Consider the following 25770-nt stretch of genomic DNA (forward strand, 5'->3'; position numbering starts at 1 on the left):
GCATGACCGGGTTGACGCGGGGGTAAACTCGCGCGCTCATCCGGCCGTGGGCGCCGCCTGGGCAGGCAGTCTGTGCACATCACGAGCGGTGTCGGTGACGCCCGCGAGGAAGCTGCGTGCGCGGGGGGACGCGGAGCCCGTGAGCCAGGACGGGTCCACATCGCATACGGCGACGGTGACACCGGTACCGGTCAGGGCGTAGGGCAGCGTGTGGACGACCGTGGACGGAAAGCTGAGGATCGTCCGGCCGACGGGACCGCGCCGCGCGATCAGCTCCAGCGGCAGGTCCGGGCGTACGATCTCCAGCCCGGTCGCCCGGCTCAGCGCGCGCAGCTTCTCCGGGGATTCGCGGCGGTGCGCGAAGTAGCGGGTGGCGCCGTGCTCCAGGGTGAGGGAGCGGACCGCGTCCAGGTAGCGCTCGGGGTCCACCACGCCGGTCTCGACGAGCGAGGTGCCGACCAGGTCGGTGCCCCTGGTGAGGCGGGGCGGGCCGAAGCGGGCGCGGGTCCAGGCGAACTCGTTGGGCCGCAGCGTCATCCCGCCGTGCGGGGTGACCGGCATGGAGGTGAACACCTCGACGCGGCGGGCCTTCCCCGGTCCGGACTCCGGCCCGGACCCCGGCCCGGCACCGGCGCCGGCGACGGCCCGGTCCGGGACGAAGCGGCGCCGCGCGGCCGCCGAGACGGGCGCGTAGGCCAGCTCGCGGACGCGCCCGGGCAGCCCGCCGCCGCCGACCCGGTGCCAGCGGACGAGACGTTCGCCGCGGGCGGTCTGCGCGGCGAACTCCATGGTGGCGGTGCCGTCGTCGACCACGACGAGCTCCTCGGCGCGCACCAGGGTGAGCAGGAGCTGGACGTAGCGGGAGAAGGGGTCGCCGACGACGACGGTGCGCGCCGCGCGGACGTCGCCCGCCAGTGCGGCGAGCGCCTTCAGCGGGGCGAGCCGGCTGCCGCGGGCCTCCTGCCACCGCACCTCGCACCCCTCGTCCCGGGCCAGTGCCGCCATCCGGCGCAGCTGGCCGCGGGACATGGGGTCGGTGGGCGGCAGGACGACGATCCGCACGGGCGCGAGCGCGCCCGCCGGGCGCGGGCCGGGCTCCTTCCGCGCCGCCCGGCCGGCGCGGCGCGCGCGCTGGCTCGGGACGCCGTCCAGCGGTCTGCCGGGCGCGGCGGCGCGCGCGTACGCCCACTCCAGCACGTTGAGGAGTTGGACCGGGCTCTCGACGAACGCCAGGGTGGAGGCGGAGGTGCTCACACGTACTCCTTGTCGTGGGGCGGGACGGAACGCGCCTGACCGGAGCCGGACAGGGCCGGGGGGGGTGTCCGACCCTGATCCGCCGGACATCCCCGAGAGACCCCCTAGACGGCTGCGAGCTCGCCGCGGACGCGGCGGAGCTTCTTCATGGGGCCGAGCTCCGACTCGTAGACGCGCTTGACCCCGTCGCCGAGGGCGGTCTCGATGGTGCGGATGTCGCGGACCAGGCGGGCCAGGCCGCCGGGCTCGACGGAGGCGGCCTGGTCGGAGCCCCACATCGCGCGGTCGAGGGTGATGTGGCGCTCGACGAAGGTGGCGCCGAGGGCGACGGCGGCGAGGGTGGTCTGCAGGCCCGTCTCGTGGCCCGAGTAGCCGATCGGGACGTTGGGGTACTCGTCGCGCAGGGTGTTGATGACCCGCAGGTTGAGCTCCTCGGCCTTGGCCGGGTACGTCGAAGTGGCGTGGCAGAGCAGGATGTTGGCGCTCCCGAGCACCTCCACCGCGTGGCGGATCTGCTGCGGGGTGGACATGCCGGTGGACAGCACGACGGTGCGGCCGGTGGCGCGCAGGGCGCGCAGCAGCTCGTCGTCGGTGAGGGAGGCGGAGGCCACCTTGTGGGCGGGGACGTCGAACTTCTCCAGGAAGGCGACCGCCTCGGTGTCCCACGGGGAGGCGAACCAGTCGATGCCGCGCTTGGCGCAGTGCTCGTCGATGGCGCGGTACTCGTCCTCGCCGAATTCGACGCGGTGGCGGTAGTCGATGTAGGTCATCCGGCCCCAGGGGGTGTCGCGCTCGATGTCCCACTGGTCGCGCGGGGTGCAGATCTCCGGGGTGCGCTTCTGGAACTTCACGGCGTCGCAGCCCGCTTCGGCGGCGGCGTCGATGAGGGCGAAGGCGTTGCCGAGGTCGCCGTTGTGGTTGATGCCGATCTCGCCGACGACGTAGACGGGGCGGCCGGGGCCGGCGGTGCGCGCTCCGAAGGTACGCAGGCGCGGGTCGGGGAGGGAGGTCATGGCAGGGGACGTCCTTCGGTGCGGGGGTGTACGGGGTGTGGGCTGCGGGTCGGGGTGCGGGGCGGTTTCCGCGTCGGGCCGCGGGTCTTCCGGTGCGCCGGGGCGCGGGTCGAGCAGCGGGGCGAGCAGCCGTGCGCGGGCCAGGTCGTGGGGGTCGTCGATCTCCAGGACCCGGGCGGGATCGGTGGGGACGGGCAGGGTGCGGCCGAAGAAGCGGTGGCGGGCGGTGCGGAAGCCGGCCGCGTCCATGGCGTAGGCGGCGCCGGTCTCCAGCAGATCCTGCGGCCGGTCCTGGCGGCGGGGCCGGAAGGCGGGGTCGTGGTTGACCCCGGTCCAGGAGCCGTCGGGGTCCTCGCGCCAGAGGAAGCCGTGGAAGGGGGCCACGGTCAGGGCCGAGTCGGCGGCCCCGGTGGCGACGGCCACGGCGACCGACTCGACGTCGGAGGTGGCGAGGAAGGGGCTGGTGCACTGGACGAGGAGGACCACGTCCACGGTGAGCGAGTGCAGTTCCTCGAAGGCGGCGAGCGCGTGCAGGACGGCGGCCTCGCTGCTCGCGGTGTCGCCGGAGATGGCGGTGGGGCGGGCGATCACGTCGGCGCCCGCGGCGCGGGCGGCCTCGGCGATGGACTCGGAGTCGGTGGAGACGACCACGTCGGTGACGGTCGGCGCGGCCCGGCAGGCCAGGACGGCCCGGGCGACGAGCGGGGTGCCGGCGACGTCGGCGAGGTTCTTGCCGGGGACCCCCTTGGAGCCGCCGCGGGCGGGGACGACGGCCAGGACCCTCACAGCTCCCCCAGCCTTCGGATCACCGGGGCGACGCGCTGCACCCCGTGCCGGTACGCCCCGCGGGCGGCCTCGCGCAGGTGGGCCCGGAGCCGGCGGCGCAGCCGGGACTCCCCCGCCTCCCGCCGTGCGGCGCCGGGCAGCGGGCGGCCGTCGGGGGCGAGGCGGTGCCGGGCCAGGATGCCGGGCAGGTATCCGGGGGCGGTGGTGAGCGTGTAATGGGGAGCGGGCGGGGGCAGCCGGGCCGCGGCGAGCAGTCCGGCGACCTTGGCCCGGGCGACGGCGTGGGCGTCGGCGTCCGCGTCCGCGGCGGTCCCGACGGCGGCCTTCCCGGACGGGCCGGACGGGTCCGGGGTACCGGCGGGCCGTACGCCGTGGGCGGCCAGCCAGACCGGGTCGCCCTCGGGCAGCAGCCCGGAGTCGAGCTGGTCCCACGAGGCCAGGCAGCCGGAGCCCAGGAAGTGGTGGTTGCCGAGGGCCTCGCGGATGCCGAGGTCGGTGAGGACCGCCGTCGGGATGGAGCGGTGCAGGGACTCCAGGGCGGCCGTGGAGGAGACGGTGACCAGCAGGTCGGTGCCGTCCAGCACCTCGCTCATGTTCCCGTACACCAGGCGGCAGTTGGCGGGCAGCCCGCCCGGAACGCGCTCGGCGAGGCGCTGGTAGGGCTGCTCCTCCAGGTGCGTGGTGTGCTCCCCGGGCTTGCTGCGCAGCTTGACCAGCACCTCGCGTTCGGGGTGCAGCCGGGCGTGGCGGGCCGCGCGTTCCAGCAGGTAGGCGCGGTCGCCGCGGTTGTCGGGTACGGAGGGCTGCACGGCGAAGACCACCGTGTGGGCCCGGCTCCCCGCCGGCTCGTACGGGGCCCCGCCGAGGAAGGGCAGCGCGGTCTCGGTGACGGCGCCGGCGTCCGCGCCGACGCCCTCGTACACGGCGCGGAAGCGCTCCGCGTCGTGGCGGGAGTTGGCGAGGACGAGGTCGGCGCCGTGCCGCAGCAGCAGCCCGTCGGCGAGCTTCTCGTACACGACTCCGACGTAGCCGGTGACGAGTACGGGGCGCCGGGCGGGAGCCGGCCACAGGGCGCGGGCCCCGTGCAGCACGGCCTGGACGGCCCCGCCGACGAGCGCGAGGACGACCACGTCGTAGTGCTCGCGCTCGATCTCGGCGAGGAACTCGGCGCAGGTCACCTCGGCCAGCCGGTCGGCCCGCACCCCCACCTCGCCGAGCTGGCGCGCGGTGGGCGTGGCACGGCCGCGCAGCAGGTATCCGGTGAGCTGGTGGTCGGGCACGAGACGACGGGCGGTCGATGCGCCCCATTTCCATCTCGTGTCGGAATCGGCGAGTACGGCGACGCGTTTGCGTTCTGGCACGCGGCAGAAGCTATTGCGCAATTTCGGTGATCGGCCCAACGAACGCACAACAGCGGGTTAACAACGCGTCGACTGAATGCGAAAGCGCACGGGTTAACCCGCCCGCCCCGCGCCGTTCACGTGAAATCCGCGTCCGGGCCACAGTGAATGCCGGGCGGCGCCCTAATGTCTCGCGGGTGCCCAAGCTCTCTGTTGTCGTGCCGTTCCACAACGTGCAGACATACGCGCCGGACGCCCTGAAGAGTCTCGAACTGAACGCCCGGGAGGATTTCGAGTTCCTGCTCGTCGACGACTGCTCGACGGACGGGACGCCCGACCTGCTGGAACGGGCGGCGCGCGAGCTGCCGGGGGCGGTGCACCTCAGACACGAGCGCAACGGCGGCCTGGCCACCGCCCGGAACACCGGGCTGGACGCGGCCCGCGGCGAGTACCTCGCCTTCCTGGACGGGGACGACTGGCTGGCGCCCGGCCACCTGGCCCGGATGCTGGCCGCCATAGAGGCCCTGAACTGCGATTTCATCCGCACCGACCATGTACGGTGCACGGGCCGGACGCGGAGCGTGCAGCGCGTCCCCTTCGGTCCGCAGTCCGTCGTCGCCGATCCGCGCGGCGCGATCCTGCCCGCCGACCGGGCGACCTCGGTGGACTATCCGTACGCCTGGGCCGGCCTGTACCACCGGCGACTGCTGGACCGCGGCCTGCTGCACTTCACCGACGGGCTGCGCACGGCGGAGGACCGGCCGTGGATCTGGCGGCTGCACCGGGAGGCCGAGTCCTTCGCCGCGGTCGGACTGCCCGGGGTCTTCTACCGGCGCGGGGTTTCCACCTCGTTGACGCAGATCAGGGACGAACGGCAGCTCGATTTCATCCGGGCATTCGACCAGGTCCTCGCCGACGTCGCCACCGACCGGGAATTCGATCTCCTGCTCCCGAAATCCGTCCGAACGTATTGCGCAATTATCGCGCACCATTTCGGGTCCATCGAAAGGTACGAACCGGCCGTGGCCAAGAAACTCCGCCTCATGAGTGCGGCCGCTCTCGGCCGCATGCCCCAGGACGTGCTGGACCAGGTGCTGGACGCGATGGACGTCGAGCGCTCCACGGTCCTGCGCCGCCTGCGCGGCAGCCGCCGCACCCCGTCGGGGGCGACCGCCTGATGCTCACGCAGATCTTCCTGGCCTCCACCCTCTACGGTGCGGCCACGCTCGCGGCGGGCGTCGACGCGGGCTGCTTCCCGCCCGCGGGCCGCCGGATCCTGCTGACCAGCAACCACGCCGTCACCGCCGAGGTGGCCCCGGGAGTGGCGGGCATGCCGGGTTTCGCCGCTCTGCGCACCCGTTTCGACGAGGTGCTCGACTGGAACACCGTGATCGAGCCGCAGCACCCGAGCACCTGGGCCCCGCGCGCCGAGGACGTCCCGATCTGGGAGCGGCAGCTGCGCACCCTGTGGGGCCTGGGCGAGGACCGGGTCGAGCTGATCGTGGAATCCCTCCAGGTGCCCCCCGCCCAGTCCCTGTGCCGGCTCTTCCCGGGCGCGGCGGTCGACGTCTACGCCGACGGGCTGATGAGCTACGGCCCCACCCGCTTCCGCCTCGACCCGCAGCTCGGGATGCGCGTACGGCGGGTGCTCCACCTGGATCTGGTGCCCGGCCTGCAGCCGCTGCTGCTGACGGAGTTCGGGGCGCGGCTGGAGCTGGTGCCCACGGAGTCCTTCCTGAAGGTCCTCGCGGAGCTCCCCCCGCACGGTGCGGACCTGGACGGCGTCGGGGAGTCCCCGGCCCTGCTGCTGGGCCAGTACCTGTCGGCGCTCGACCTGATGACCGCCGACGAGGAGGAGGAGCTGCACGCCTCGATGGTCCGGGGCGCCTTCGCGCTCGGCCACCGGGAGCTGGTCTTCAAGCCCCACCCCAGCGCGCCGGCCGAGTACGCCCGCCGGGCCGCGGCGGAGGCCGAACGGCTCGGCGCCCGGCTCACCGTGGCCGGCACCCCGGTGCTGGCCGAGACCCTCTACCAGCGGCTGCGCCCGGCGCTGGTCGTCGGCTGCTTCTCCACGGGCCTGCTGACCGCCGCGACGCTGTACGGCCTGCCGGTCGCGCGCACCGGCACCGGGACGGTGCTGGCCCGCCTGGCCCCGTACCAGAACAGCAACCGGGTGCCGCTGGCACTGGTGGACTCGCTGCTGCCGGACCTGGCGGACCCGGAGGCGGTACGCGCGTGGACGCCCGCGTCCGTCGGGCGGGCGGGAGCGGAGCGGGCCGGGCTCCTGACGGCGGTCGGGTTCACGATGCAGCCGCAGATCCTGGCCGCGCGCCGGGCGGCGGCCGAGGCGTACCTGGCCGCGCATCTGACGCCCACGACCTGGCGGTACTTCACGCGGCGCCGGCTGACGACGCTGGGCCTGCCCGGCGGCATTCCCGCGCAGCTGTCGTTCCTGCCGCGCAGCCGGACGGTGCGGCGCATGGCCCGGACCCTGCGCCGCGTCCTGAACTGACGCGTTCTGACCTGACGTGATCTGACCTGACGCGTTCTGACCTCACGCGTCCCGAGCCGAGGGGCGTCAGCTGACGGCGAGCTTGGCCGCGAAGCCCAGGAACAGCACGCCCGCCGCCGAGGTCGCCCCGGCCGACAGCCGCTTGCGGCGGCGGAAGGCCTCCGAGAGGCGGGTGCCGCCGAATATCAGCAGGGTCAGGTAGAGGAAGCTGCCGGTCTGCAGCAGCCCGCCGAGGACCAGGAACGACAGCGCCGGGTAGGCGTAGGACGGGTCCACGAACTGCACGAAGAAGGACATCAGGAAGAGGATGGCCTTCGGGTTCAGGAGGCTGATCAGCAGGGCGCGGCGGTAGGGCCGCTCGTTCTCGGCAGGGTCGGCGGGGCCCGCGGCCCGCGCCTCGTCCCGCTCCCGGCGCGTGCGCCACAGCGCCCAGGCGCCCCGCATCATCCCGACGGCCAGCCAGGCCAGGTACCCGGCGCCGAGGAACTTCACCACGGTGAAGACCAGCGGGCTCGCCCGGAGCAGCGCCCCGGCGCCCACGGCGGTCAGGGCCATCAGCACGGCGTCGCCGGTGAACACCCCGGCGGCGGCCTTGTAGCCCGTGCGCACACCGCGGCGGGCGGCGACGGACAGCACGTAGAGCGAGTTCGGTCCCGGCAACAGAATGATCAGGACGAGGCCGGCGAGGTACGTCGGCAGATCGGTGACACCCAGCATGGGCAGGAGTGTCCCATGAGGACACACCTGACAGTCGAATGGGTTTCACCATGTGGAACCGGTGGGCTCGTACGTCCCCCAGACCTCCCGCAGCGCCCCGCACACCTCGCCCACCGTGGCCCGTGCGCGCAGCGCCTCCTTCATCGGGTACAGCACGTTCGCCGCGCCCGCCGCCGCCTCCTTCAGCGCTCCGAGCGCCGCCGTCACCGCCGCCCCGTCGCGCTCCGCCCGCAGCCGCGCCAGCGCCGCGCACTGCCGCTCCTCGATCGCCGGGTCCACGCGCAGCGGCTCGTACGGCTCCTCGCGCTCCAGCGCGAAGCGGTTGACCCCGACCACCACCCGCTCCCCGCTGTCGGTCTCCCGCGCGATGCGGTAGGCGTTCCGCTCGATCTCGGCCTTCTGGAAGCCGGCCTCGATCGCGGCCACCGCCCCGCCCTGCTCCTCGACCCGCCGCATCAGGTCCATGGCCGCCGCCTCCAGTTCGTCCGTCATCCGCTCCACCGCGTACGACCCGGCGAAGGGGTCCACGGTGTGGGTGACGTCCGTTTCGTGCGCGAGGACCTGCTGGGTGCGCAGCGCGAGGCGGGCCGACTTCTCCGTGGGCAGCGCGATCGCCTCGTCGAAGGAGTTGGTGTGCAGCGACTGGGTGCCGCCCAGCACGGCGGCCAGTGCCTGCACGGCGACGCGTACGAGGTTCAGCTCGGGCTGCTGCGCGGTGAGCTGCACGCCGGCGGTCTGGGTGTGGAAGCGCAGCATCATCGACTTCGGGTCCCGCGCCCCGAACTCCTCCCGCATGACGCGGGCCCAGATCCGACGGGCGGCGCGGAACTTCGCGACCTCCTCCAGCAGGGTGGTGCGGGCGACGAAGAAGAAGGACAGCCGGGGCGCGAACTCGTCGACCGCCATCCCGGCCGCGAGGGCCGTTCGGACGTAGGCGATCCCGTCGGCGAGGGTGAAGGCCACCTCCTGCGCGGGCGAGGCCCCCGCTTCGGCCATGTGGTAGCCGGAGATGGAGATGGTGTTCCACCGGGGGATCTCGGCCCGGCAGTAGCGGAAGGTGTCGGCCGTCAGCCGCAGCGAGGGGCCGGGCGGGAAGATGTACGTCCCCCGGGCGATGTACTCCTTCAGGACGTCGTTCTGGATCGTCCCCGTCAGCTGCGCGCCCGCGATGCCCTGTTCCTCCGCGACCAGCTGGTAGAGCAGCAGGAGCAGCGCCGCGGGCGCGTTGATCGTCATGGAGGTGGAGACCCGGTCGAGGGGGATCCCGTCGAACAGCGTGCGCATGTCGTCGAGCGAGTCGACGGCGACCCCGACCTTGCCGACCTCGCCGTGGGCGAGGGGCGCGTCGGAGTCGTGGCCCATCTGGGTCGGCAGGTCGAAGGCGACGGACAGCCCGGTGCCGCCGCCCTCGATGAGCTGGCGGTAGCGGGCGTTGGACTCGGTGGCCGTGCCGAAACCGGCGTACTGCCGCATCGTCCACGGCCGACCGGTGTACATGTTCGGATAAATCCCCCGGGTGTAGGGGAAGTCCCCAGGTGCACCCAATTGGACCTCTGGGTCCCATTCCGTCAGATCGCCCGGCCCGTAGACCGGTTCGACCGGGATTCCGCTCTCCGTGCTTGCCATGTGACGAAGTCCTCCGTAGAGCAACCGGGCCCGGGGCTGATACAACCTTGCCCGCGCGTCGCTTCGTAAGGCTGCGGACGGTTGCTGGTCACAATGGCGCAACATCCCGGGACCCTGTGCAACTCTCCACGCGCGCCAGGCATCACCTAGATACACGACGTAGAAACCGGGGGACTGCAATGCAGCGCCAGAGAGTCATAATCCGCACGATCGGGGTGGCCGCCGCCGTCGCGCTCGCCGCGACCGCCTGCGGTCCGCAGAAGACGGAGTCGGCCGGCTCCTCCTCCGCGGCACCGTCATCGCCCACGGCGGGCGCCACCCCCGAAGCCTCTCCGACCGCCGACAACAAGCCCGGTGAGCCCTCGCCGTCGGCCTCGGCGTCCGCCTCCGCCTCCCCGTCGGCCTCGCCTTCGCCCTCGGTGAAGCAGATCATGGCCAACGGCGACGAGAGCGAGCAGGTCCGCGAGCTCCAGGCCCGTCTGAAGCAGCTCAAGCTGATGACGGTGGCGCCGACCGGTTTCTACGGCTCGAAGACCACGGCCGCGGTGAAGTCCTTCCAGTCGAAGAACGGCCTGGACGCGACCGGCGGGGTCGACGAGAAGACCTGGAAGAAGATCCAGAGCTCCAGCAAGAAGCCCACCGCCGAGGAGCTGCGCCCGCCGACCGTCAACGAGGTCGCCGCACCGGACCCGCGCTGCATGACGGGCCGCGTCATGTGCATCAGCAAGGAGAGCCGCACCCTCGCCTGGATGATCGACGGCAAGGTCGTCTCGACGATGGACGTGCGCTTCGGCTCGGAGAACACCCCGACCCGCGAGGGCGTGTTCAACGTGGGCTGGAAGGCCAAGGAGTGGACGTCGACGATCTACCACACGCCGATGCCGTACGCGATGTTCTTCAGCGGCGGCCAGGCCGTGCACTACTCCGCGGACTTCGCGGCCCGCGGCTACGCCGGCGCCTCGCACGGCTGCGTGAACGTCCGGGACAAGGGCAAGCTGTCGAAGCTCTTCGACGACGTGCAGGTCGGCGACAAGGTCGTCGTCTACTGGTGAGCCCGCACGGGGTGACACCGGGGGCCCGGGATCCGGGCCCCGACCACCGCCGGCCCCGGGCCGGAGAAACACATCAGGCCGTCCGTTTCGCGACCCGCCGTACCGGCGTGTCGCGAAACGGACGGCCTGTCCCGTTGCACGGGTCGAAGTAAAGGGCGCGGGCAGGGCCGGGGGAACGTGCCCCGCCCGCGCCGGTTGCGCAGAGCCCAGGGGTACGGGGGGAACCCCGGCTCATGCGCGGCCGATGACCAGTCGGCTCGATACGTACTGCGCCGCCGGTTCGAAAAGTGTTACAGGCGGGTCAGCGCATGTGTCAGCGGCCGACGCGCAGGGGCGTGGAGCCCTGCGGAACCGCCGGTGACAGCGACGGCGCCCGGAGCGTCCCGCCCCCCAGCGGGGCGTCGCGGCGCTTGGCGCCGTCGGACTCCCCGTCCAGCACCGAGGCGCAGTAGGCCGGGATCCGCAGGAGTCCGTCGGCCAGCCGTGAGAGCCGCTCGCGCCGGTCGTCGTTGAGCCGGCCCTTGCGGTACTCCTGGCAGAGGTCCGCCTTGAGCCGGCTGTCCTGCTCCTGCTGGCGGTCCTTGCCGAGTTCCCCGGTGCCCAGGGTGTCGCGGCTGCCTTCGTGGTCGCCCTGACCGCTGCGGTCGTCCTGGGGGTCCTTGCCCGCGCCGCCGCCGGTCGTGGTGGTGCCCGTGGAGGTGTCGGGGCCCGCCGCGGTGCCGGGTGCCGTACGCCCGTCCGGGCCCGGCGACGGCGTCACGGGGGCGAACCCCGGGTTGGAGCCGTCCGGCAGCGGGGTGGGCCGCAGCTTCGGGGTGAGGGTCGGGGCGCTGGTGCCGACGCCGGGGACCGGGCTCTCGCCGGCGCTGACGGACATCGCCGGCCCGGGTCCGGCGGTGTCGTGCCGGGACCGGTCCAGCAGCCCCGCTCCGGCCGCGGCGGCCAGTCCGCCGGCGGCGACGCTCGCGAGGGCCGCGGCCAGGCCGAAGCTCACGGTCCGGGCGCGCCGTCGGGCCGGTACGGGCGCGGGTGCGGGGAAGACGCGGCCGAGGGCGACCAGGGGCTCCCCGGACCCGTCGGCCGCGGACGGCGCGGCGGCGGGACGCACGGCAGCGGGACGCACGGCGCCGCGCGCCGCGCGGTAGGCGTCCACCGCCACGCCCTCGCCGGGCAGTTCCGTACCCCGGGGCGCCGGCACCGCCATCGCGGCCAGGGCGTCCAGGGCGGCCCGCAGCCGGGCGGCCTCCATCGCGGCACGCGTGTCGGCGGCGGGCCCCACAGGTTCCGTCGGTCCGCCGCGCAGGAATGCTTCCGCCGCGGCCTCGTCCAGCCACCTGTCGCGCTCGTCGGCCATCACATGTCCTTCTGCGTCCGCCAACGTGAATGCGTCACACCGGTTTGTTCTGCGTAGCTGCCGCCCCGGCCACGCTGTGCGGGTACGGCGTCGAGATCCCTCCCGCCCCCGCCGTCCCACGCATGGCCATCGGCATTATGGCCGACCGTGACGCCCGCCTTGGCGCCGGTGCCCGGACCGGCCTCGAAGCCGCCGTCCGCGCCCTGCGCGGCGAGCAGTTCCGCCAGCTTCTTCAGGCCGCGGTGCGCGGCGGTGCGTACGGCGCCGGGCCGCTTGCCCAGGGTCTCGGCCGCGCTCTTGGCGTCGAGGCCGACCACGACCCGCAGCACGACGGCCTCGGCCTGGTCCTGGGGCAGCTGGGCTATGAGCGCCATGGTGCGCCCGGTGTCGAGGGACTCCATCGCCGCGCCGGCGGTGTCGCACTCGGCGGCCCAGCTCGTCAGCTCGGTGTCGTCACCGCCGATGGCGGGCCGGCGGCCGCGCATGCGTATGTGGTCCAGGGCCCGGTTGCGCGCGATGCGCGCCGCCCAGCCGCGGAAGCGGTCGGCGTCTCCGGTGAAGGAGTCGAGGTCGCGGGCTATCTGCAGCCAGGCCTCGGAGGTCACGTCCTCGGCGTCGCCGTCCCCGACGAGCGTGCGTACGTAACCGAGCAGGCGTGGGTGCACGGCGCGGTACACAGCACGGAACGCGTTCTCGTCGCCGTCCTGTGCCGCGAGCACCGCGGCGGTCAGCTCCGCGTCGTCCCCCAGCAAAGTCCCCAACCCGTTCACTGTCCTGTACGTGTGGCGCAAATCAGCACGTTACGGCTTTCAAGCACCTCTCGTCCACGAGTGATACAACGTGCAACCAATCCTGCGCGGAGCGAGGTGTGACACAAAACGCACCTCCGGCGCTGACAGGGGTACGGGCTTGTCGCACGAGCCCGTGACGGATGGCGGCCGGGGCCTCTCCTGTGGGGGGTGGCGGCCTCGGTCGCCCTCCCCCTTTCGGGCATCCCACCATGCCTGTCCGTGGCGCTCACGTCATCCTTTCGGCTCACTTCCGGGTGAAATCCCCGCATGGGTACGACACACCCTGCCCTGCATCGATAGCGTTGCGGCACACCCGCGCCACGCCCCGAGGAGCCCCCCGCTGTCCAGCCACCTTCCGGCACAGGCCCGCGGCTGCTCCGACCCCGCCCACGGCCCCGGACTGGCGCGGTTCAACGCACTGTCCCCCGAGGCCGCCCGGGCGGTCCTCCTGCACTGCTGCGGGAGCCGCCGCTGGGCGCACCGGGTGGCGGCGCACCGCCCCTACCCCGACGCGGACGCCCTGCTCGCCGCCGCGGACGAGGCCTCGTACGACCTCTCGCAGGCGGACCTGACCGAGGCGCTGGCCGCGGAGCACTCGGCCGAGCTGGACCACGGGGCGTCCTACGCCGCACTGCTGGCGCTCGACGCGGCCCACGCGGAGTACGAACGGAAGTTCGGCCACGCCTTCGTGATCTGCCTGGACGGGTACCCGCCGGAGGAGCAGGCCGACCAGCTGCTGGGGGCCATCCGCCGGCGGATGGGGCACGAGGTGGACGAGGAGCGCTCGCTCTCCGCGGACGAGCTGCGCCGCGTCGCGCAGTCCCGGCTGCTGGACGTGACGCGCCGACTGACCCGCTCCGATGGGCTGCCTACGGCCGAAATCGGGCTATTCGCCCCTGTGGGATAGCCCGTACGTGCCTGTTTGATCACACAGCCGGACCCCGGGCGAGGGAACCGACAACTCGTCGCTACGATGTCCGGGGCCGGTGGACCGTACCCGGCCGGGCCCGACCGACAAAGAAGCCGGCTGGCCCCCGCCCCGCTTCCGGAGGGTTTTCCGTGCCGGCTGGAACGTTGTACCGCGGCCGGGAAGGAATGTGGTCCTGGGTGGCTCATCGAGTCACCGGCGTCCTCATCTTCTTCTTCCTGTTCGTACACGTCCTCGACACCGCTCTCGTCCGCGTCTCCCCCGAGGCGTACGACGATGTCGTGGCTACCTATAAGACTCCGATCGTCGCGCTGCTGGAGTACGGCCTCGTCGCCGCCATCCTGTTCCACGCGCTCAACGGTCTCCGTGTCATCGCCGTGGACTTCTGGTCCAAGGGCCCGCGCCACCAGAAGACGATGCTCTGGTGGGTCGTGGGCATCTGGGTCGTGCTGATGGTCGGGGCTCTCTACCCCGTGCTCGGCCACGCAGCCGCTGAACTGTTCGGGAAGTGACGCGCATGTCCTCTGACACTTCTTCCGCCAAGGTCATCGGCGACGTGGAGGGTGTTTCCCTCTACGACGTGGACAACCCCGCGCCCTACATCGAGGCGCCGCGCAAGCGCACGGGCAAGACGCCCCGCTCGACCCGCGGCAACTTCGAGATGGTCGCGTGGCTCTTCATGCGCCTCTCGGGCATCGTGCTCGTCGTCCTCGTCATCGGCCACCTGCTGATCCAGCTGGTGCTCGACGGCGGCGTCTCCAAGATCGGCTTCGCCTTCGTGGCCGGCCGCTGGGCGTCCCCGTTCTGGCAGGTCTGGGACCTGCTGATGCTGTGGCTGGCGATGCTGCACGGCGCCAACGGCCTGCGTACCGTCATCAACGACTACGCGGAGCGTGCCAACACGCGGCTGTGGCTGAAGGGCCTGCTCTACACCGCCACGGTGTTCACCATCCTTCTGGGCACGCTGGTGATCTTCACCTTCGACCCGAACATCCGCTAGGCAACGGGGCTGAGGCGAAACCAATGAAGATCCACAAGTACGACACCGTCATCGTCGGCGCAGGTGGCGCCGGCATGCGCGCCGCCATCGAGTCGACGAAGCGCAGCCGCACCGCGGTGCTGACGAAGCTCTACCCCACCCGCTCCCACACGGGCGCCGCGCAGGGCGGCATGGCCGCCGCGCTGGCGAACGTGGAGGAGGACAACTGGGAGTGGCACACCTTCGACACGGTCAAGGGCGGTGACTACCTGGTCGACCAGGACGCCGCCGAGATCCTGGCGAAGGAGGCCATCGACGCGGTCCTCGACCTGGAGAAGATGGGCCTGCCGTTCAACCGCACCCCGGACGGCACCATCGACCAGCGCCGCTTCGGCGGCCACTCCCGCAACCACGGCGAGGCGCCGGTCCGCCGGTCCTGCTACGCCGCGGACCGCACCGGTCACATGATCCTCCAGACGCTGTACCAGAACTGCGTCAAGGAGGGCGTGGAGTTCTTCAACGAGTTCTACGTCCTGGACCAGCTCCTGGTCGAGGAGGACGGCGTCAAGAAGTCGGCCGGTGTGGTCGCGTACGAGCTCGCCACCGGCGAGATCCACGTGTTCCAGGCCAAGGCCGTCATCTACGCCTCCGGCGGCACCGGCAAGTTCTTCAAGGTGACCTCCAACGCGCACACCCTCACGGGTGACGGCCAGGCGGCCTGCTACCGCCGCGGTCTGCCGCTGGAGGACATGGAGTTCTTCCAGTTCCACCCGACGGGCATCTGGCGCATGGGCATCCTGCTGACGGAGGGCGCCCGCGGTGAGGGCGGCATCCTCCGCAACAAGGACGGCGAGCGCTTCATGGAGAAGTACGCGCCGGTCATGAAGGACCTCGCGTCCCGTGACGTCGTCTCGCGCTCCATCTACACCGAGATCCGTGAGGGCCGCGGCTGCGGTCCGGCCGGTGACCACGTGTACCTGGACCTGACGCACCTGCCGCCGGAGCAGCTCGACGCGAAGCTCCCGGACATCACCGAGTTCGCGCGCACCTACCTGGGCATCGAGCCGTACACGGACCCGATCCCGATCCAGCCCACCGCGCACTACGCCATGGGCGGCATCCCGACCAACGTCGAGGGTGAGGTCCTCAGCGACAACACCACCGTCGTCCCGGGCCTGTACGCGGCCGGCGAGGTCGCGTGCGTGTCGGTGCACGGCGCGAACCGCCTGGGCACCAACTCGCTGCTGGACATCAACGTCTTCGGCAAGCGTTCCGGCATCGCCGCGGCGAAGTACTCGCAGGAGAACGACTACGTCGAGCTCCCCGAGAACCCGGCGCAGCAGGTGGTCGACCTCGTCGAGCGCCTGCGCAACTCCACGGGCAACGAGCGGGTCGCCGACCTGCGTCTGGAGCTCCAGGAGACGATGGACGCGAACGTGATGGTGTTCCGCACGGAGCAGACCATCAAGACCGCGGTCGAGAAGATCGCGGAGCTGCGCGAGCGCTACAAGAACGTGTCCGTCCAGGACAAGGGCAAGCGCTTCAACACGGACCTGCTGGAGGCCATCGAGCTGGGCAACCTGCTCGACCTGGCCGAGGTCATGGCCGTGTCCGCCCTGGCGCGCAAGGAGTCCCGCGGCGGTCACTACCGCGAGGACTACCCGAACCGCGACGACGTCAACTTCATGCGCCACACCATGGCGTACCGCGAGGTCGGAGCCGACGGCTCGGACTCGGTCCGGCTCGACTACAAGCCGGTCGTCACGACCCGCTACCAGCCGATGGAGCGTAAGTACTGATGGCTACCCCCACCCTGGACAAGATGGAAGAGGCGGCCGCGGCCTCCCCGTACATCACGGTCACCTTCCGGATCCGCCGCTTCAACCCCGAGATCTCGGACGAGTCGCAGTGGCAGGACTTCCAGATCGAGATCGACCCGAAGGAGCGCGTGCTCGACGGTCTCCACAAGATCAAGTGGGACCTGGACGGCACGCTGACCTTCCGCCGCTCGTGCGCGCACGGCATCTGCGGCTCGGACGCGATGCGGATCAACGGCAAGAACAGGCTCGCCTGCAAGACGCTGATCAAGGACATCAACCCCGAGAAGCCGATCACCGTCGAGGCCATCAAGGGCCTCACGGTGATGAAGGACCTCGTGGTCGACATGGAGCCCTTCTTCCAGGCGTACCGGGACGTCATGCCGTTCCTGGTCACCAAGGGCAACGAGCCGACGCGCGAGCGCCTGCAGTCCGCCGAGGACCGCGAGCGCTTCGACGACACCACCAAGTGCATCCTGTGCGCCGCGTGCACGTCCTCGTGCCCGGTGTTCTGGAACGACGGCCAGTACTTCGGCCCGGCGGCGATCGTCAACGCGCACCGCTTCATCTTCGACTCGCGTGACGAGGCCGGCGAGCAGCGGCTGGAGATCCTGAACGACAAGGACGGCGTGTGGCGCTGCCGCACGACCTTCAACTGCACCGACGCGTGCCCGCGCGGCATCGAGGTCACCAAGGCGATCCAGGAAGTCAAGCGTGCGCTGATCACGCGCCGCTTCTGACCTCCCGGTCCCGCCTGTACGAGGGCCCCGTCCCCGGTTCGTCCGGGGGCGGGGCCCTCGTGCGTCGCGGGAGGCGCCGTCAGCGGCGCCGCAGCTGGCTGGTGATCGTCGGGTCGGTGATCTCCGTGTCCTTCGCGAGGAGCATCGCCTTGGAGAGGATGACGGCGAGGGTGCGGTCCCCCTCGAAGGGCAGGTAGCCCGGTTCGGTGGCGGCCGGGGCGCCCGCGCCGCCGGGCACGATGCACAGGTACTGGTCGTTCGGCGACATCAGGATGTTCCCCGAGCCGAGGTGGATCTTGTACGTGTGCAGCTCGCCGCGGACGTGCAGGAAGCGGCCCTCGACGGTGCAGCGGTCCGCGACGGCGAGCCTCGGCACCAGCCGCTCCAGCAGGGCCCGCCGGGTCTCGGCGCTCGCGCCCAGCTCGCCGAAGCCGTAGGAGGTCCAGTAGTCCCGGAAGCGGCCCTGCGGCCCGCCGTCGGACCAGGTCGGGTCGTTGCCGACGCTGGCCACGCCGACGAACAGGTCCACGTCGCGCATCACCTCGCTCAGCACCAGCTCCGGTACCTCGGTGAGCGGCAGTGGATCGGCCCCGGTGCGCCGGCCGTCCGCCGGCCACATCTCGTACCCGCCGCCGTAGGTGCTCGCCCAGTTCTGCGGGGCGTCGATCGGATAGAAGCGCACCTGGTCGGTGCGCAGCCGCAGGTAGGTGCCCGACTCGGTGGTGTCGATCCCGTACTCGTGCCCCTCGCCCTCGATCCAGTACTCGGCCCGCAGCCCCCACTGGGGCAGCTCGCGGGTGGCGGGCGGGACGGAGTCGTCGACGCACAGGCGGAGCCTGTTGTGCCATCCCCGGGCCGAGGTGAGCGAGTTGAACTGGTGCTGGCGCAGGACGTGCGCGGCGAACCGGTTGGAATACGTCCGCGTCCTGCGTTCGGCGTCGGTCAGCAGGTACACCTCGCGGTGGGCCTGCTTGAAGGGCTGGGTCACGGCGTACCGCTCCAGCCACTCCCGCCAGGCGAGCACCTCGGCGGGCTCCCGGCCGACGGGGTGCCACAGCTCGACGGCGGCCCCTTCGGCGGGGGCGGTGCGGCCGGTGAGGTCGGTGAGGGCGGCTCCCGCGAGGGTGCGCAGCGCACCGTCCACGAAGCAGACGGGCGTCCCGTCCACGGTCCAGATCAGCCGCCGGGCCAGCGTGCCGACCAGCGGGTGGTCGAGGTACCGCTCGCGCCATTGCCCGTACGTCCACCGGCGGCGGGCGAGGAACTGCCGGTCCAGCCGCTCGGCCTGCGCCGACAGTGACTTGTCGATGTCCTTGACCAGGCCCTTGAGCTCCTTGAGTTCCTCGGGGTGGTCCCGCCGCACGGCGGCGGGCACGGTCTTGACCGGCCTTCCGGCGGCGTTGCGCCAGACCAGGACCGCCCGGTTCCCGCGCACCGCCAGCTCCGCGGTGGCCTCCCCAATGTGGTGGACGGCCTTGCCCACCTCCGTGAGCCCGTACGCGGGAACGGCCAGCTCCTCGATCTCCTCGCGGCTCAGCCCGAGCGCGGTGGCCCGGGCCTCCAGCGCCGCGTCGACGAGCTTGAGGGTGCCCTTGTACGTGACCCGGGTGCCGAGCCGGGCCAGTTCGGCCAGCGTGGCCTCGCCGTCGGCCCGGGCCAGGGCGCCCACCGCCGCGTTGGCCACCTTGGGGTTGCGCGGGCCGAGGCCGGCGGCCTTGCGCAGCGATGTCTCCACGAGCGAGCCCAGTGCGCGCACCGTGTCGGGGTGCGACGGGAGCAGAGCCAGCAGCCAGACCAGGCCGCGCAGGGCGTTGGCGTTGTAGGGGTCGAAGGCGGCGTTGACGTCCGGCTCGTATTCCGCCCGGTCCAGCTCGAAGGTGCGGGGCCGGCCGACCAGGGCGAGCAGGGGCAGCACCGCCTCGCGCACGGTCGCGGCCCCGAGGGCCTCGACGAGCGCCCGGCCGCGCTTCTCCCAGGCGGCGGAGGGCTTGGCGGCCTTGGCGGTCAGCGCGTGCGCCAGCACCTCGCGCAGGCGCTCGTCCTCCATGGCCCGCTCCGCCCACGGCTCGCCGACGTTGAGCACGGGTTCGGTGAACCGCCCGGCGAACCGGACGATCTCCTGGTCGGCGTAGGCGCCCACGGCGGTGCGCCGGACGGTCGCGATGACGGCGGGCGAGAGTGCCCGGCCGGCGGCGGCCTCGGCCTCGACGAGGGTCTCGCAGCGGTCGCCGTACCAGAAGGAGTGGGCGCGGCCGAGGACGTCGAGCTGCGCGGCCCGCTCCGCGGCCAGCGGGAGGCCGCCCAGGCCCCGGCCGACCAGCGCGGTCAGCGTGAGCAGCTTGAGCCGCACCGGGTCGGTGTCGCTCCCCTGCCGGTGGCGCTCGGCGAACGCCTCGACCAGCGGGAGCCGTTCCTCCGGCGGGAGCTGCTGGATCTCGCCGAGCCGCTGCTTGACGGCGGGGTGGTGGAAGGAGCAGTCGACCACCCTGCGCACCAGCCGGTCCGCCATGACCTTGACGTTCTGGGTCATCAGCCACCCACCAGCGCGACGAGCTTGAGGAAGGTGACCTCGACGCCGAGCGGGAGGGCCACCTCCTCGTCCAGTCCGGTGATCTGACGGTCCCCCACCAGGACCAGGAACCCGTTGCGCTCGAAGGCCCGCAACGCCAGCTCGGTCTGCTGCTGCGGGTCGATGCGGCGCGGTGTCCGCAGCGCGTAGCCGTTGAGGGTCCGCTCGGCGCCCTCCGGCTGCACCAGGCCCTGGAACACCTCGGGCCGCCGGGCGTGGTACTCCGCGACCTCCTGGAACACCCTGCGCCTGATCAGCTCGCGCAGCGCGAGCCGCTCCTCGGCGATCTCAAGTCCCCAGCCGTCGCCACGGCCCCCGGCGGTCGTCTCGTCGACGAAGGTCACCATTCCCATGCCTTCGACCGTAGGGGGGACCACTGACAACGGCCCCCGCGCGCCGGTGCGGCCGTGGCGGAGGGCGGCATGGTCCCCAACGCCCCGATCTGGAAAGGTTCATGACACGAGCGGGGTGTTCGCCACCGAGGGCGGGCGCCGGACCGCCGTCCCTCCCCCGTCCCGCCCTCCGACCGGGCCGCCGAGCTGCGGGACCCGGGGTACAGGGCGGGGGTGCCTGTGGAAGGATCGGCCGTATGAGCGAGCAGCAGCCCAACCCGTACACGAGCGGTCCCGCCGGCCAGGGCGGCCCGGCCGGCGCGCCCGGCCAGGGCGACTACAAGTGGGGCCCCGGTGAGGCCAGTTACGGCTACCCCCAGCCCTACCCGGCGGCCCCGGCGTACCAGCCGACCATCGGCGCGGGCATGTCCGTCCCCGGCGGCTACCCCGCCGCGCCGGTCGGCGGCGCCGGCTTCGCCCTCGGCGACATCACCGTGGCCGGCGACCAGATCATCACCCCGTCGGGCCCCATGCCGCTCAGGGGTGCGATGTGGAACGCGACCGACTTCTCGCGCACCGAGGAGAAGATCCCGCCCCACGCGATCGTGCTGGCGATCGTCTTCTTCCTGTTCTGCCTGCTCGGCCTGCTCTTCCTCCTGATGAAGGAGAAGACCACCACCGGCTACATCCAGGTCACGGTGACCAGCGGCGGCCGCCACCACTCCACGATGATCCCGGCGGTGGACGCGAACACCTACCACTGGGTGATGTCGCAGCTCAACCACGCGCGTGCGCTCAGCATGTGAGGTTCACGCGCGACGCTTCGGGCCCCGGCCACACGGCCGGGGCCCGCGCGCGTTTCCGGGCCGCCCGAAACGGGCGGGACATCGCTTGAACTTGTTCAAAAAAGGCTCTAGAGTCGTCGACGTCAGAGCATTTGAACATGTTCAAGGGGGCTGGGGCAATGGACCTCACCGTGGTCACGTACGTCATCTACCTGCTCATCAGCATCGCGCTCACCGTCTGGGTGGCGCGCACGCTCAGCCGCAACGGGCGCGTCTTCATCGGCGACGTCCTCCAGGGCAACGAGAAGCTCGCGGACGCCGTCAACCAGCTGCTCGTGGTCGGCTTCTACCTCGTCAACATCGGGTTCGTGACCCTCTACCTGCGCTCCAGCGAGGAGATCGACACCGCACGCGCCCTCTTCGAGGCGCTCTCGGTCAAGCTCGGCGTCGTCCTGCTGGTCCTGGGCGTCATGCACCTCGGCAACGTGTGGGTGCTGAACAGGATGCGCCGCCGCGGCATCATGGAGCGCCAGCAGACCCCGCCCGTCGCCCCGCAGGGGTGGACCGCGCCGGTCGGGGCCTGAACCGTGGCGCCCACCGGGGCCGTGCGGCACCTGACCGTCCTCTACGACGCCGACTGCCCGCTCTGCGTGCACATCCGGCACTGGCTGCTCGCGCAGCGCCGGCTCCTCCCGATCGCCCTGGTCCCCGCCGCGTCCTGGGAGGCGCGGCGGCGGTTCCCCCGGCTCGACCACGCCTCGACGCTCCGGGAGATCACCGTCGTGGGGGAATCCGGGCAGGTGTGGACCGGGACCGACGCCTTCATCGTGTGCCTGTGGGCACTGGTCGAACACCGGCCGAAGGCGAACTGGCTGGCGACGCCGGCCGGCCGCCCGTTCGCCCGGGCCGCCATGTACACGGCCTCCGCGTGGCGGCAGGCCGTGCGCACCGAGGGCCCGCCCGCGGCCGTCGAGGGACCGGCCTGTGACGACCAGTGCTCCGTCCCCCGATAGGCTCATACACCGTGACTGATCAGAAGGCTCCCAAGAGCGAGCAGACCCGCACGCTCATCCTCGAAACCGCGCTCCGCCTCTTCCAGGAGCGCGGCTTCGACAAGACGACCATGCGGGGCATCGCGAAGGAAGCCGGTGTCTCGGTCGGCAACGCCTACTACTACTTCGAGTCGAAGGAACACCTGGTCCAGGGCTTCTACGACCGGATCAGCGCCGCCCACCAGGCGGCGGTCCGGCCCATCCTGGACAACGAGACCGATCTGCAGAAGCGGCTCGCGGGCGTGCTGACGAGCTGGCTGGACATCGGCGCTCCGTACCACGAGTTCGCCTCGCAGTTCTTCAAGAACGCGGCCGACCCCGAGAGTCCGCTCAGCCCCTTCTCACCGGAGTCGGAACCGGCGCGCAAGGCCGCGATCGACATCCACCGCGAGGTGCTGGCGGGCGCGAAGACCAAGGTGCCGGCCGAGCTCGCCGACGTCCTGCCCGAGCTGATGTGGCTCTCGCAGATGGGCCTGGTCCTGTACTGGGTCTTCGACCGCTCCCCGGACAGCGAGAAGTCGCGGCGGCTCGCCGAGCGCGGCGCGCAGCTCACGACGCGGGGCATCGTGCTGGCCCGCTTCCGCGTGCTGCGGCCGCTGGTGCGCGAGGTCCACGAGCTGTTCGCGGACTTCCTGCCGGGCATGGCCCAGACGGCGGCGGGCCGGCGCAAGGCGTCGGATCCGCACCCGGACGCCGACTAGAGCCAGTTGAGCTCCCACAGACGCCAGACGCCGGTGCCGTCGGACAGGTTCTGGGCACCGGTGACGGCCTCGCGGGACATCACGTAGTCCTTCTTCTGCCAGATCGGCACCATCGGGGCCTGCTGGGCGACCACCTTCTGCAGGTCGCGGAACTCGGCGGAGGCGTCGGCGCGCTCCGAGTGGGACTGGGTACGGGTGATCAGCTCGTCGACGTGCTTGTCGGAGAAGCCGTTGTTCATGGAGGAGTCGGCGCCGACGAGCGGGGCGAGGAAGTTGTCCGCGTCCGGGAAGTCCGCGATCCACCCGATCGTGTAGGCGTCGAACTCGCCCGCCGCGTAACCCTTCTGGAAGTCCTTCCACTCCTCCACCGGCTTGAGGGTCACCTGGAAGAGGCCGGTGGCCTCCAGCTGCCGCTCGATCTCCTCGGCCTCGGGCATGTTCGCGCCGCGTACGTTCACACCGAGCCCGAGGTGCACGGGGCCGTTGATCCCGGCGTCCTTGAAGAGCTTCTTGGCGGTGGCCCCGTCGGGCGCCGGATAGGCGTCGAAGAACGGCGTGCTGTGGCCGGCGATGCCCGCCGGGACCAGGGAGTACAGCGGAGTGACCGTGCCCCGGTAGACGTCGCCGGCGACCTTGGTGCGGTCCAGGACGGCGGCGACGGCCTGGCGGACGGCGAGCGGGGCGGCGGCGGAGCCCGGGCGGACGTTGAAGACGATCGAGCGGGTCTCGCTGCCGCCGGATGCCTGGTAACGGGTGTCCTTCATGCCCGGGTTGAGGCCGGCGAGCACAGCAGGCGGCATCTCCCGGTGGGCGACCTCGATCTGGCGGCCGTTCCAGGCCTGGTCGAGCTGCTCGGAGTCCTTGAAGTACTTGACCGTGACGGACGCGCGGGCGGGCTTGCCCTGCCCCTTGTACGAGGTGTTGGGCCTGAGCTCGGCGCTCGCACCGGCCTTGTACGAGCCCAGCGTGTACGGGCCGGAGCCGTCGACCTTGGCGTCCTCGCGCAGGGACTTCGCCGGGTACTTGTCCTTGTCGACGATCGAGGCGGCACCCGTCGCGATCTTGAACGGGAAGGTGGCGTCGCCGGCGGACAGGGTGAAGGTGACCGTAAGGCCCTCGGCCTGGACCGATTCCAGGGTGTTGAAGAGCGGGGCCGGACCCTGGTCGGAGTTGATCGCCTTGATCCGGTCGAAGGAGTGCTTGACGTCCTCGGCGGTGATCGCGCGGCCGCCGGCGAACTTCACGTCGGGGCGGAGTTCGCACCGGTAGGTGGTGAGCTTCTGGCCGACGAAGGCGCAGGAGGCGGCGGCGTCCGGCACGGGCGCGTCGGAGCCGGGCCTGATGGTCAGCAGCGACTGGTAGACGTTGCTGAACAGGGCCCAGGAGCCCGCGTCGTACGCCCCGGCGGGGTCGAGGGAGGAGACGACGTCACTGGTCCCGACGCGGATGGCGCCGCGGTCGCCGCCGCCCTCGGGCAGCAGCTGCCAGGCGCCGACACCGGCCACGCCGAGGACCAGCCCGGCCGCGATGATCTTCCAGCGGACAGACCGCATCCCGTGAACCCCACCCCTAGTCCCGGAGACAGCGACCCGCTGTCCGATTAACGGATATCCCATCACGGAATATCAGCCACCGGAAGATCGGTTCGTGCAGGGCCAGTTGACGGTTGGGGAGGGTCAGGCCTGGTATGAGGCGAGTTCTACGACTGTGATGTCGGACGGCGCGCCGACGCGCACCGGCGGCCCCCAGGCGCCCGCCCCGCGGGAGACGTAGAGCTGGGTGTCGCCGTAGCGCTCCAGCCCGGCGACGGTGGGGTTGGCCAGCTCGGCGAGGAAGTTGCCGGGCCAGAGCTGGCCGCCGTGGGTGTGGCCGGAGAGCTGCAGGTCGACGCCGTGCCGGACGGCGTCGTGGATGACCACCGGCTGGTGGGCGAGGAGTACGGCGGCCCGCGTCCGGTCGCGGTCGCCGAGGGCGGCCCGGAAGTCGGGGCCGCTCCCCTCCCGCTCCCCCTGGATGTCGTTGACGCCCGCGAGGTCGAAGTGCGGCAGGGCGCGCCGGGCGTTCTCCAGCGGGGTCAGGCCGAGTTCGCGGACGTGCTCGACCCACTGCTCGGCGCCGGAGAAGTATTCGTGGTTGCCGGTGACGAAGAAGGAGCCGTGGCGGGCGGTCAGCCCGCGCAGCGGCTCCGCCGCCGGCCCGAGGTCGGGGACGCTGCCGTCGACGAGGTCGCCGACGATGGCGATGAGGTCGGGCTGGGTGCGGTTGACCGTGTCGACGACGCGCTGGGCGTGGGCGCGGCCGAGCACCGGTCCGAGGTGGACGTCGCTGACGACGGCGATCCGGAAGCCGTGTGCCGCGCGCGGCAGTTTGGCCAGGGGGACCTGGACGCGCCGCACGCCGGGCCCGCGCAGCACGCCGTACGTGCCGTTGCCGACGGTGCCGAGGGCGACGGCGGCGGCCGCCCCGCCCACCGTGCGCGCGACGAAGGTGCGCCGGCTGAGCCCGCCGCCCGGCGCCGCCGCGGCCGGGCCCCGGGCCGCGCCGTCCGCGGCGAGCACCGCGCCGGGCTCCGCACCGGCACCGGCACCGGCACCGGCGGAGGACGACGACGCCGCGGCCGTGCCGGATTCGGAGGTGCCCGACGGGGCAGCGGAGGGCTCCGCCGGAGGTCCCGCTACCGCCCCGGAGGGGTCCCGGTGGGCCAGACGGCGGAGCAACAGCGCGCGGATCGGCTCCGCGACCAGCATCGTCAGGGTCAGGTACAGGAGCACCGCGAGCCACAGGTACCCCGGCCAGGACACCGTCTGCTGCAGCCAGAACGGGGCCCCGGCGCGGCCCGCGGTCAGGGCGGCGACGGCGAGGAGGGGCAGGGCGATGGCCAACGCGGTGCCGACGCGGCGGGGCAGGCCGCCCGGGGCGGTGGTGTCACGGACCAGCCGGATCCACAGCCAGCGGTGCACCGCGGCCAGCAGGGCGCAGACCGCCAGTGCGACCAGGGCGAAGACCACGATCGTCATGCCGCACCGCCCTCGGCGCCGGAACGTGATCCGCGCCGCAGGGCCAGGACCCCGCGCAACCCGATCACACCGACCGCCGTCCCCAGGAGAAAGGACGTCACCGCAAGCGTCAGGTGGACCCAGAAGTAGGCAGTGGGGTCGCCCGCCGTGTCAAAGGCCAGGCCACTGCCGTTCTTCCACAGGTTCCGGACGAAAGACACCCAGATGAACCAGGTCCACACTCCGAAGGCGAGCAGGAACCAGGAAGCGGCACGGCTGAGTTTCATGTCCTCAGTATCGGTTTCGTCCCCGGGACGGACGCGCCGGGGTGGGCTGTCCCGGGGTTGGTTGCCACGAAATGGCCGGTCCGCGACGCCATCCAGCTCATCGGGAGGTACTTTCACCTGCGTGTCTGCCAAGACGACC

The 25770-nt window shown here is 72.1% G+C and carries 24 protein-coding genes and 1 pseudogene; 12 read left to right on the forward strand and 13 right to left on the reverse strand.

Annotation, left to right across the window (positions count from 1 at the left end):
- Positions 1–36: 36 nt before the first annotated feature.
- The 4 genes and pseudogenes from IG86_RS0109275 to IG86_RS0109285 form a co-directional block, all read right to left on the reverse strand.
- Entirely contained in the window at positions 37–1344 is a 1308-nt protein-coding gene (locus IG86_RS0109275) for a hypothetical protein (RefSeq protein ID WP_420894076.1), read from the reverse strand.
- A gap of 14 nt (positions 1345–1358) precedes the next feature.
- Positions 1359–2267: an N-acetylneuraminate synthase family protein gene (locus IG86_RS44230; protein ID WP_030663896.1), complete on the reverse strand. Its 909-nt coding sequence runs from the start codon at positions 2265–2267 to the stop codon at positions 1359–1361.
- A gap of 420 nt (positions 2268–2687) precedes the next feature.
- Positions 2688–3053, reverse strand: a pseudogene (locus tag IG86_RS44235) (acylneuraminate cytidylyltransferase family protein); the annotation flags it as partial.
- On the reverse strand, positions 3050–4414 hold the full coding sequence (locus tag IG86_RS0109285; protein WP_030822793.1) for a DUF6716 putative glycosyltransferase: 1365 nt from the start codon (positions 4412–4414) through the stop codon (positions 3050–3052). The gene IG86_RS0109285 and the pseudogene IG86_RS44235, both read right to left, overlap by 4 nt.
- 176 nt (positions 4415–4590) lie before the next feature.
- Between IG86_RS0109285 and IG86_RS0109290 the strand changes: the two genes are divergently transcribed.
- Positions 4591–5571 (forward strand): glycosyltransferase family 2 protein, encoded by a 981-nt coding sequence (locus IG86_RS0109290; RefSeq protein ID WP_030822791.1) that lies wholly within the window; start codon positions 4591–4593, stop codon positions 5569–5571.
- Complete coding sequence (locus IG86_RS0109295; RefSeq protein WP_030822788.1) at positions 5571–6905, forward strand: polysialyltransferase family glycosyltransferase; 1335 nt, start codon at positions 5571–5573, stop codon at positions 6903–6905. Before IG86_RS0109290 ends, IG86_RS0109295 begins: the two co-directional genes overlap by 1 nt.
- 66 nt (positions 6906–6971) lie before the next feature.
- Here the strand turns inward: IG86_RS0109295 and leuE are convergent, their stop codons facing one another.
- Both leuE and IG86_RS0109305 read right to left on the reverse strand, forming a co-directional pair.
- A complete protein-coding gene (gene leuE / locus IG86_RS0109300) occupies positions 6972–7622 on the reverse strand; it encodes a leucine efflux protein LeuE (protein WP_030822785.1) in 651 nt (216 codons plus the stop codon).
- 45 nt (positions 7623–7667) lie between these two features.
- Complete coding sequence (locus IG86_RS0109305) at positions 7668–9248, reverse strand: acyl-CoA mutase large subunit family protein (protein ID WP_030822782.1); 1581 nt, start codon at positions 9246–9248, stop codon at positions 7668–7670.
- A gap of 179 nt (positions 9249–9427) precedes the next feature.
- Here IG86_RS0109305 and IG86_RS0109315 point away from each other — a divergent pair, with 179 nt between their 5' ends.
- Positions 9428–10300, forward strand: coding sequence for a L,D-transpeptidase family protein (locus IG86_RS0109315; protein ID WP_078848113.1), 873 nt, complete (start codon positions 9428–9430; stop codon positions 10298–10300).
- A gap of 313 nt (positions 10301–10613) precedes the next feature.
- Here the strand turns inward: IG86_RS0109315 and IG86_RS42920 are convergent, their stop codons facing one another.
- Positions 10614–11654, reverse strand: a complete 1041-nt coding sequence (locus tag IG86_RS42920) for a hypothetical protein (protein WP_051785060.1) — start codon at positions 11652–11654, stop codon at positions 10614–10616.
- Entirely contained in the window at positions 11654–12406 is a 753-nt protein-coding gene (locus IG86_RS0109325) for an RNA polymerase sigma factor (protein ID WP_030663920.1), read from the reverse strand. The genes IG86_RS42920 and IG86_RS0109325 overlap by 1 nt, the downstream gene beginning before the upstream one ends.
- Positions 12407–12785: 379 nt before the next feature.
- Between IG86_RS0109325 and IG86_RS38540 the strand changes: the two genes are divergently transcribed.
- The 5 genes from IG86_RS38540 (at position 12786) to IG86_RS0109350 (ending at position 16909) form a co-directional block, all read left to right on the forward strand.
- Complete coding sequence (locus tag IG86_RS38540) at positions 12786–13352, forward strand: 2-oxo-4-hydroxy-4-carboxy-5-ureidoimidazoline decarboxylase (protein ID WP_045936385.1); 567 nt, start codon at positions 12786–12788, stop codon at positions 13350–13352.
- Between the two features lie 152 nt (positions 13353–13504).
- Positions 13505–13885 (forward strand): succinate dehydrogenase, cytochrome b556 subunit, encoded by a 381-nt coding sequence (gene sdhC, locus IG86_RS0109335; protein ID WP_078628202.1) that lies wholly within the window; start codon positions 13505–13507, stop codon positions 13883–13885.
- Between the two features lie 5 nt (positions 13886–13890).
- A complete protein-coding gene (locus IG86_RS0109340; protein WP_030663932.1) occupies positions 13891–14373 on the forward strand; it encodes a succinate dehydrogenase hydrophobic membrane anchor subunit in 483 nt (160 codons plus the stop codon).
- Positions 14374–14396: 23 nt separating this feature from the next.
- Complete coding sequence (gene sdhA, locus IG86_RS0109345) at positions 14397–16151, forward strand: succinate dehydrogenase flavoprotein subunit (protein ID WP_030822765.1); 1755 nt, start codon at positions 14397–14399, stop codon at positions 16149–16151.
- A complete protein-coding gene (locus IG86_RS0109350; RefSeq protein ID WP_030663937.1) occupies positions 16151–16909 on the forward strand; it encodes a succinate dehydrogenase iron-sulfur subunit in 759 nt (252 codons plus the stop codon). The genes sdhA and IG86_RS0109350 overlap by 1 nt, the downstream gene beginning before the upstream one ends.
- 79 nt (positions 16910–16988) lie before the next feature.
- On the opposite strand, the gene IG86_RS0109355 is transcribed toward IG86_RS0109350, so the two are convergent.
- Both IG86_RS0109355 and IG86_RS0109360 read right to left on the reverse strand, forming a co-directional pair.
- Complete coding sequence (locus tag IG86_RS0109355) at positions 16989–19439, reverse strand: DUF4132 domain-containing protein (protein ID WP_051785061.1); 2451 nt, start codon at positions 19437–19439, stop codon at positions 16989–16991.
- Positions 19439–19831 carry a hypothetical protein gene (locus IG86_RS0109360; RefSeq protein WP_030896202.1) on the reverse strand — a complete coding sequence of 131 codons (393 nt, stop codon included), beginning with the start codon at positions 19829–19831 and terminating at the stop codon, positions 19439–19441. The genes IG86_RS0109355 and IG86_RS0109360 overlap by 1 nt, the downstream gene beginning before the upstream one ends.
- A gap of 236 nt (positions 19832–20067) precedes the next feature.
- Here IG86_RS0109360 and IG86_RS0109365 point away from each other — a divergent pair, with 236 nt between their 5' ends.
- The 4 genes from IG86_RS0109365 (at position 20068) to IG86_RS0109380 (ending at position 22348) form a co-directional block, all read left to right on the forward strand.
- Complete coding sequence (locus IG86_RS0109365; RefSeq protein ID WP_030822756.1) at positions 20068–20616, forward strand: hypothetical protein; 549 nt, start codon at positions 20068–20070, stop codon at positions 20614–20616.
- Positions 20617–20774: 158 nt separating this feature from the next.
- Positions 20775–21179 (forward strand): hypothetical protein, encoded by a 405-nt coding sequence (locus IG86_RS0109370; protein ID WP_030659403.1) that lies wholly within the window; start codon positions 20775–20777, stop codon positions 21177–21179.
- Positions 21180–21182: 3 nt separating this feature from the next.
- Positions 21183–21608, forward strand: coding sequence for a thiol-disulfide oxidoreductase DCC family protein (locus IG86_RS38545; protein WP_030822752.1), 426 nt, complete (start codon positions 21183–21185; stop codon positions 21606–21608).
- 11 nt (positions 21609–21619) lie between these two features.
- Positions 21620–22348 (forward strand): TetR/AcrR family transcriptional regulator, encoded by a 729-nt coding sequence (locus IG86_RS0109380; protein WP_030822749.1) that lies wholly within the window; start codon positions 21620–21622, stop codon positions 22346–22348.
- On the opposite strand, the gene IG86_RS0109385 is transcribed toward IG86_RS0109380, so the two are convergent.
- The 3 genes from IG86_RS0109385 to IG86_RS0109395 all read right to left on the reverse strand — a co-directional run bounded on the left by IG86_RS0109385 (position 22345) and on the right by IG86_RS0109395 (position 25631).
- The gene (locus tag IG86_RS0109385) at positions 22345–23901 is read right to left on the reverse strand and encodes an ABC transporter substrate-binding protein (protein ID WP_030822746.1); all 1557 of its coding nucleotides are present in this window, start codon (positions 23899–23901) and stop codon (positions 22345–22347) included. The genes IG86_RS0109380 and IG86_RS0109385 overlap by 4 nt on opposite strands.
- 123 nt (positions 23902–24024) lie before the next feature.
- Entirely contained in the window at positions 24025–25356 is a 1332-nt protein-coding gene (locus IG86_RS0109390) for a metallophosphoesterase (RefSeq protein ID WP_030896206.1), read from the reverse strand.
- A gap of 5 nt (positions 25357–25361) precedes the next feature.
- The gene (locus tag IG86_RS0109395) at positions 25362–25631 is read right to left on the reverse strand and encodes an SCO4848 family membrane protein (protein WP_030822740.1); all 270 of its coding nucleotides are present in this window, start codon (positions 25629–25631) and stop codon (positions 25362–25364) included.
- Positions 25632–25770: the final 139 nt, after the last annotated feature.

This window comes from Streptomyces virginiae, from assembly GCF_000720455.1.
Taxonomy (GTDB): domain Bacteria; phylum Actinomycetota; class Actinomycetes; order Streptomycetales; family Streptomycetaceae; genus Streptomyces; species Streptomyces virginiae.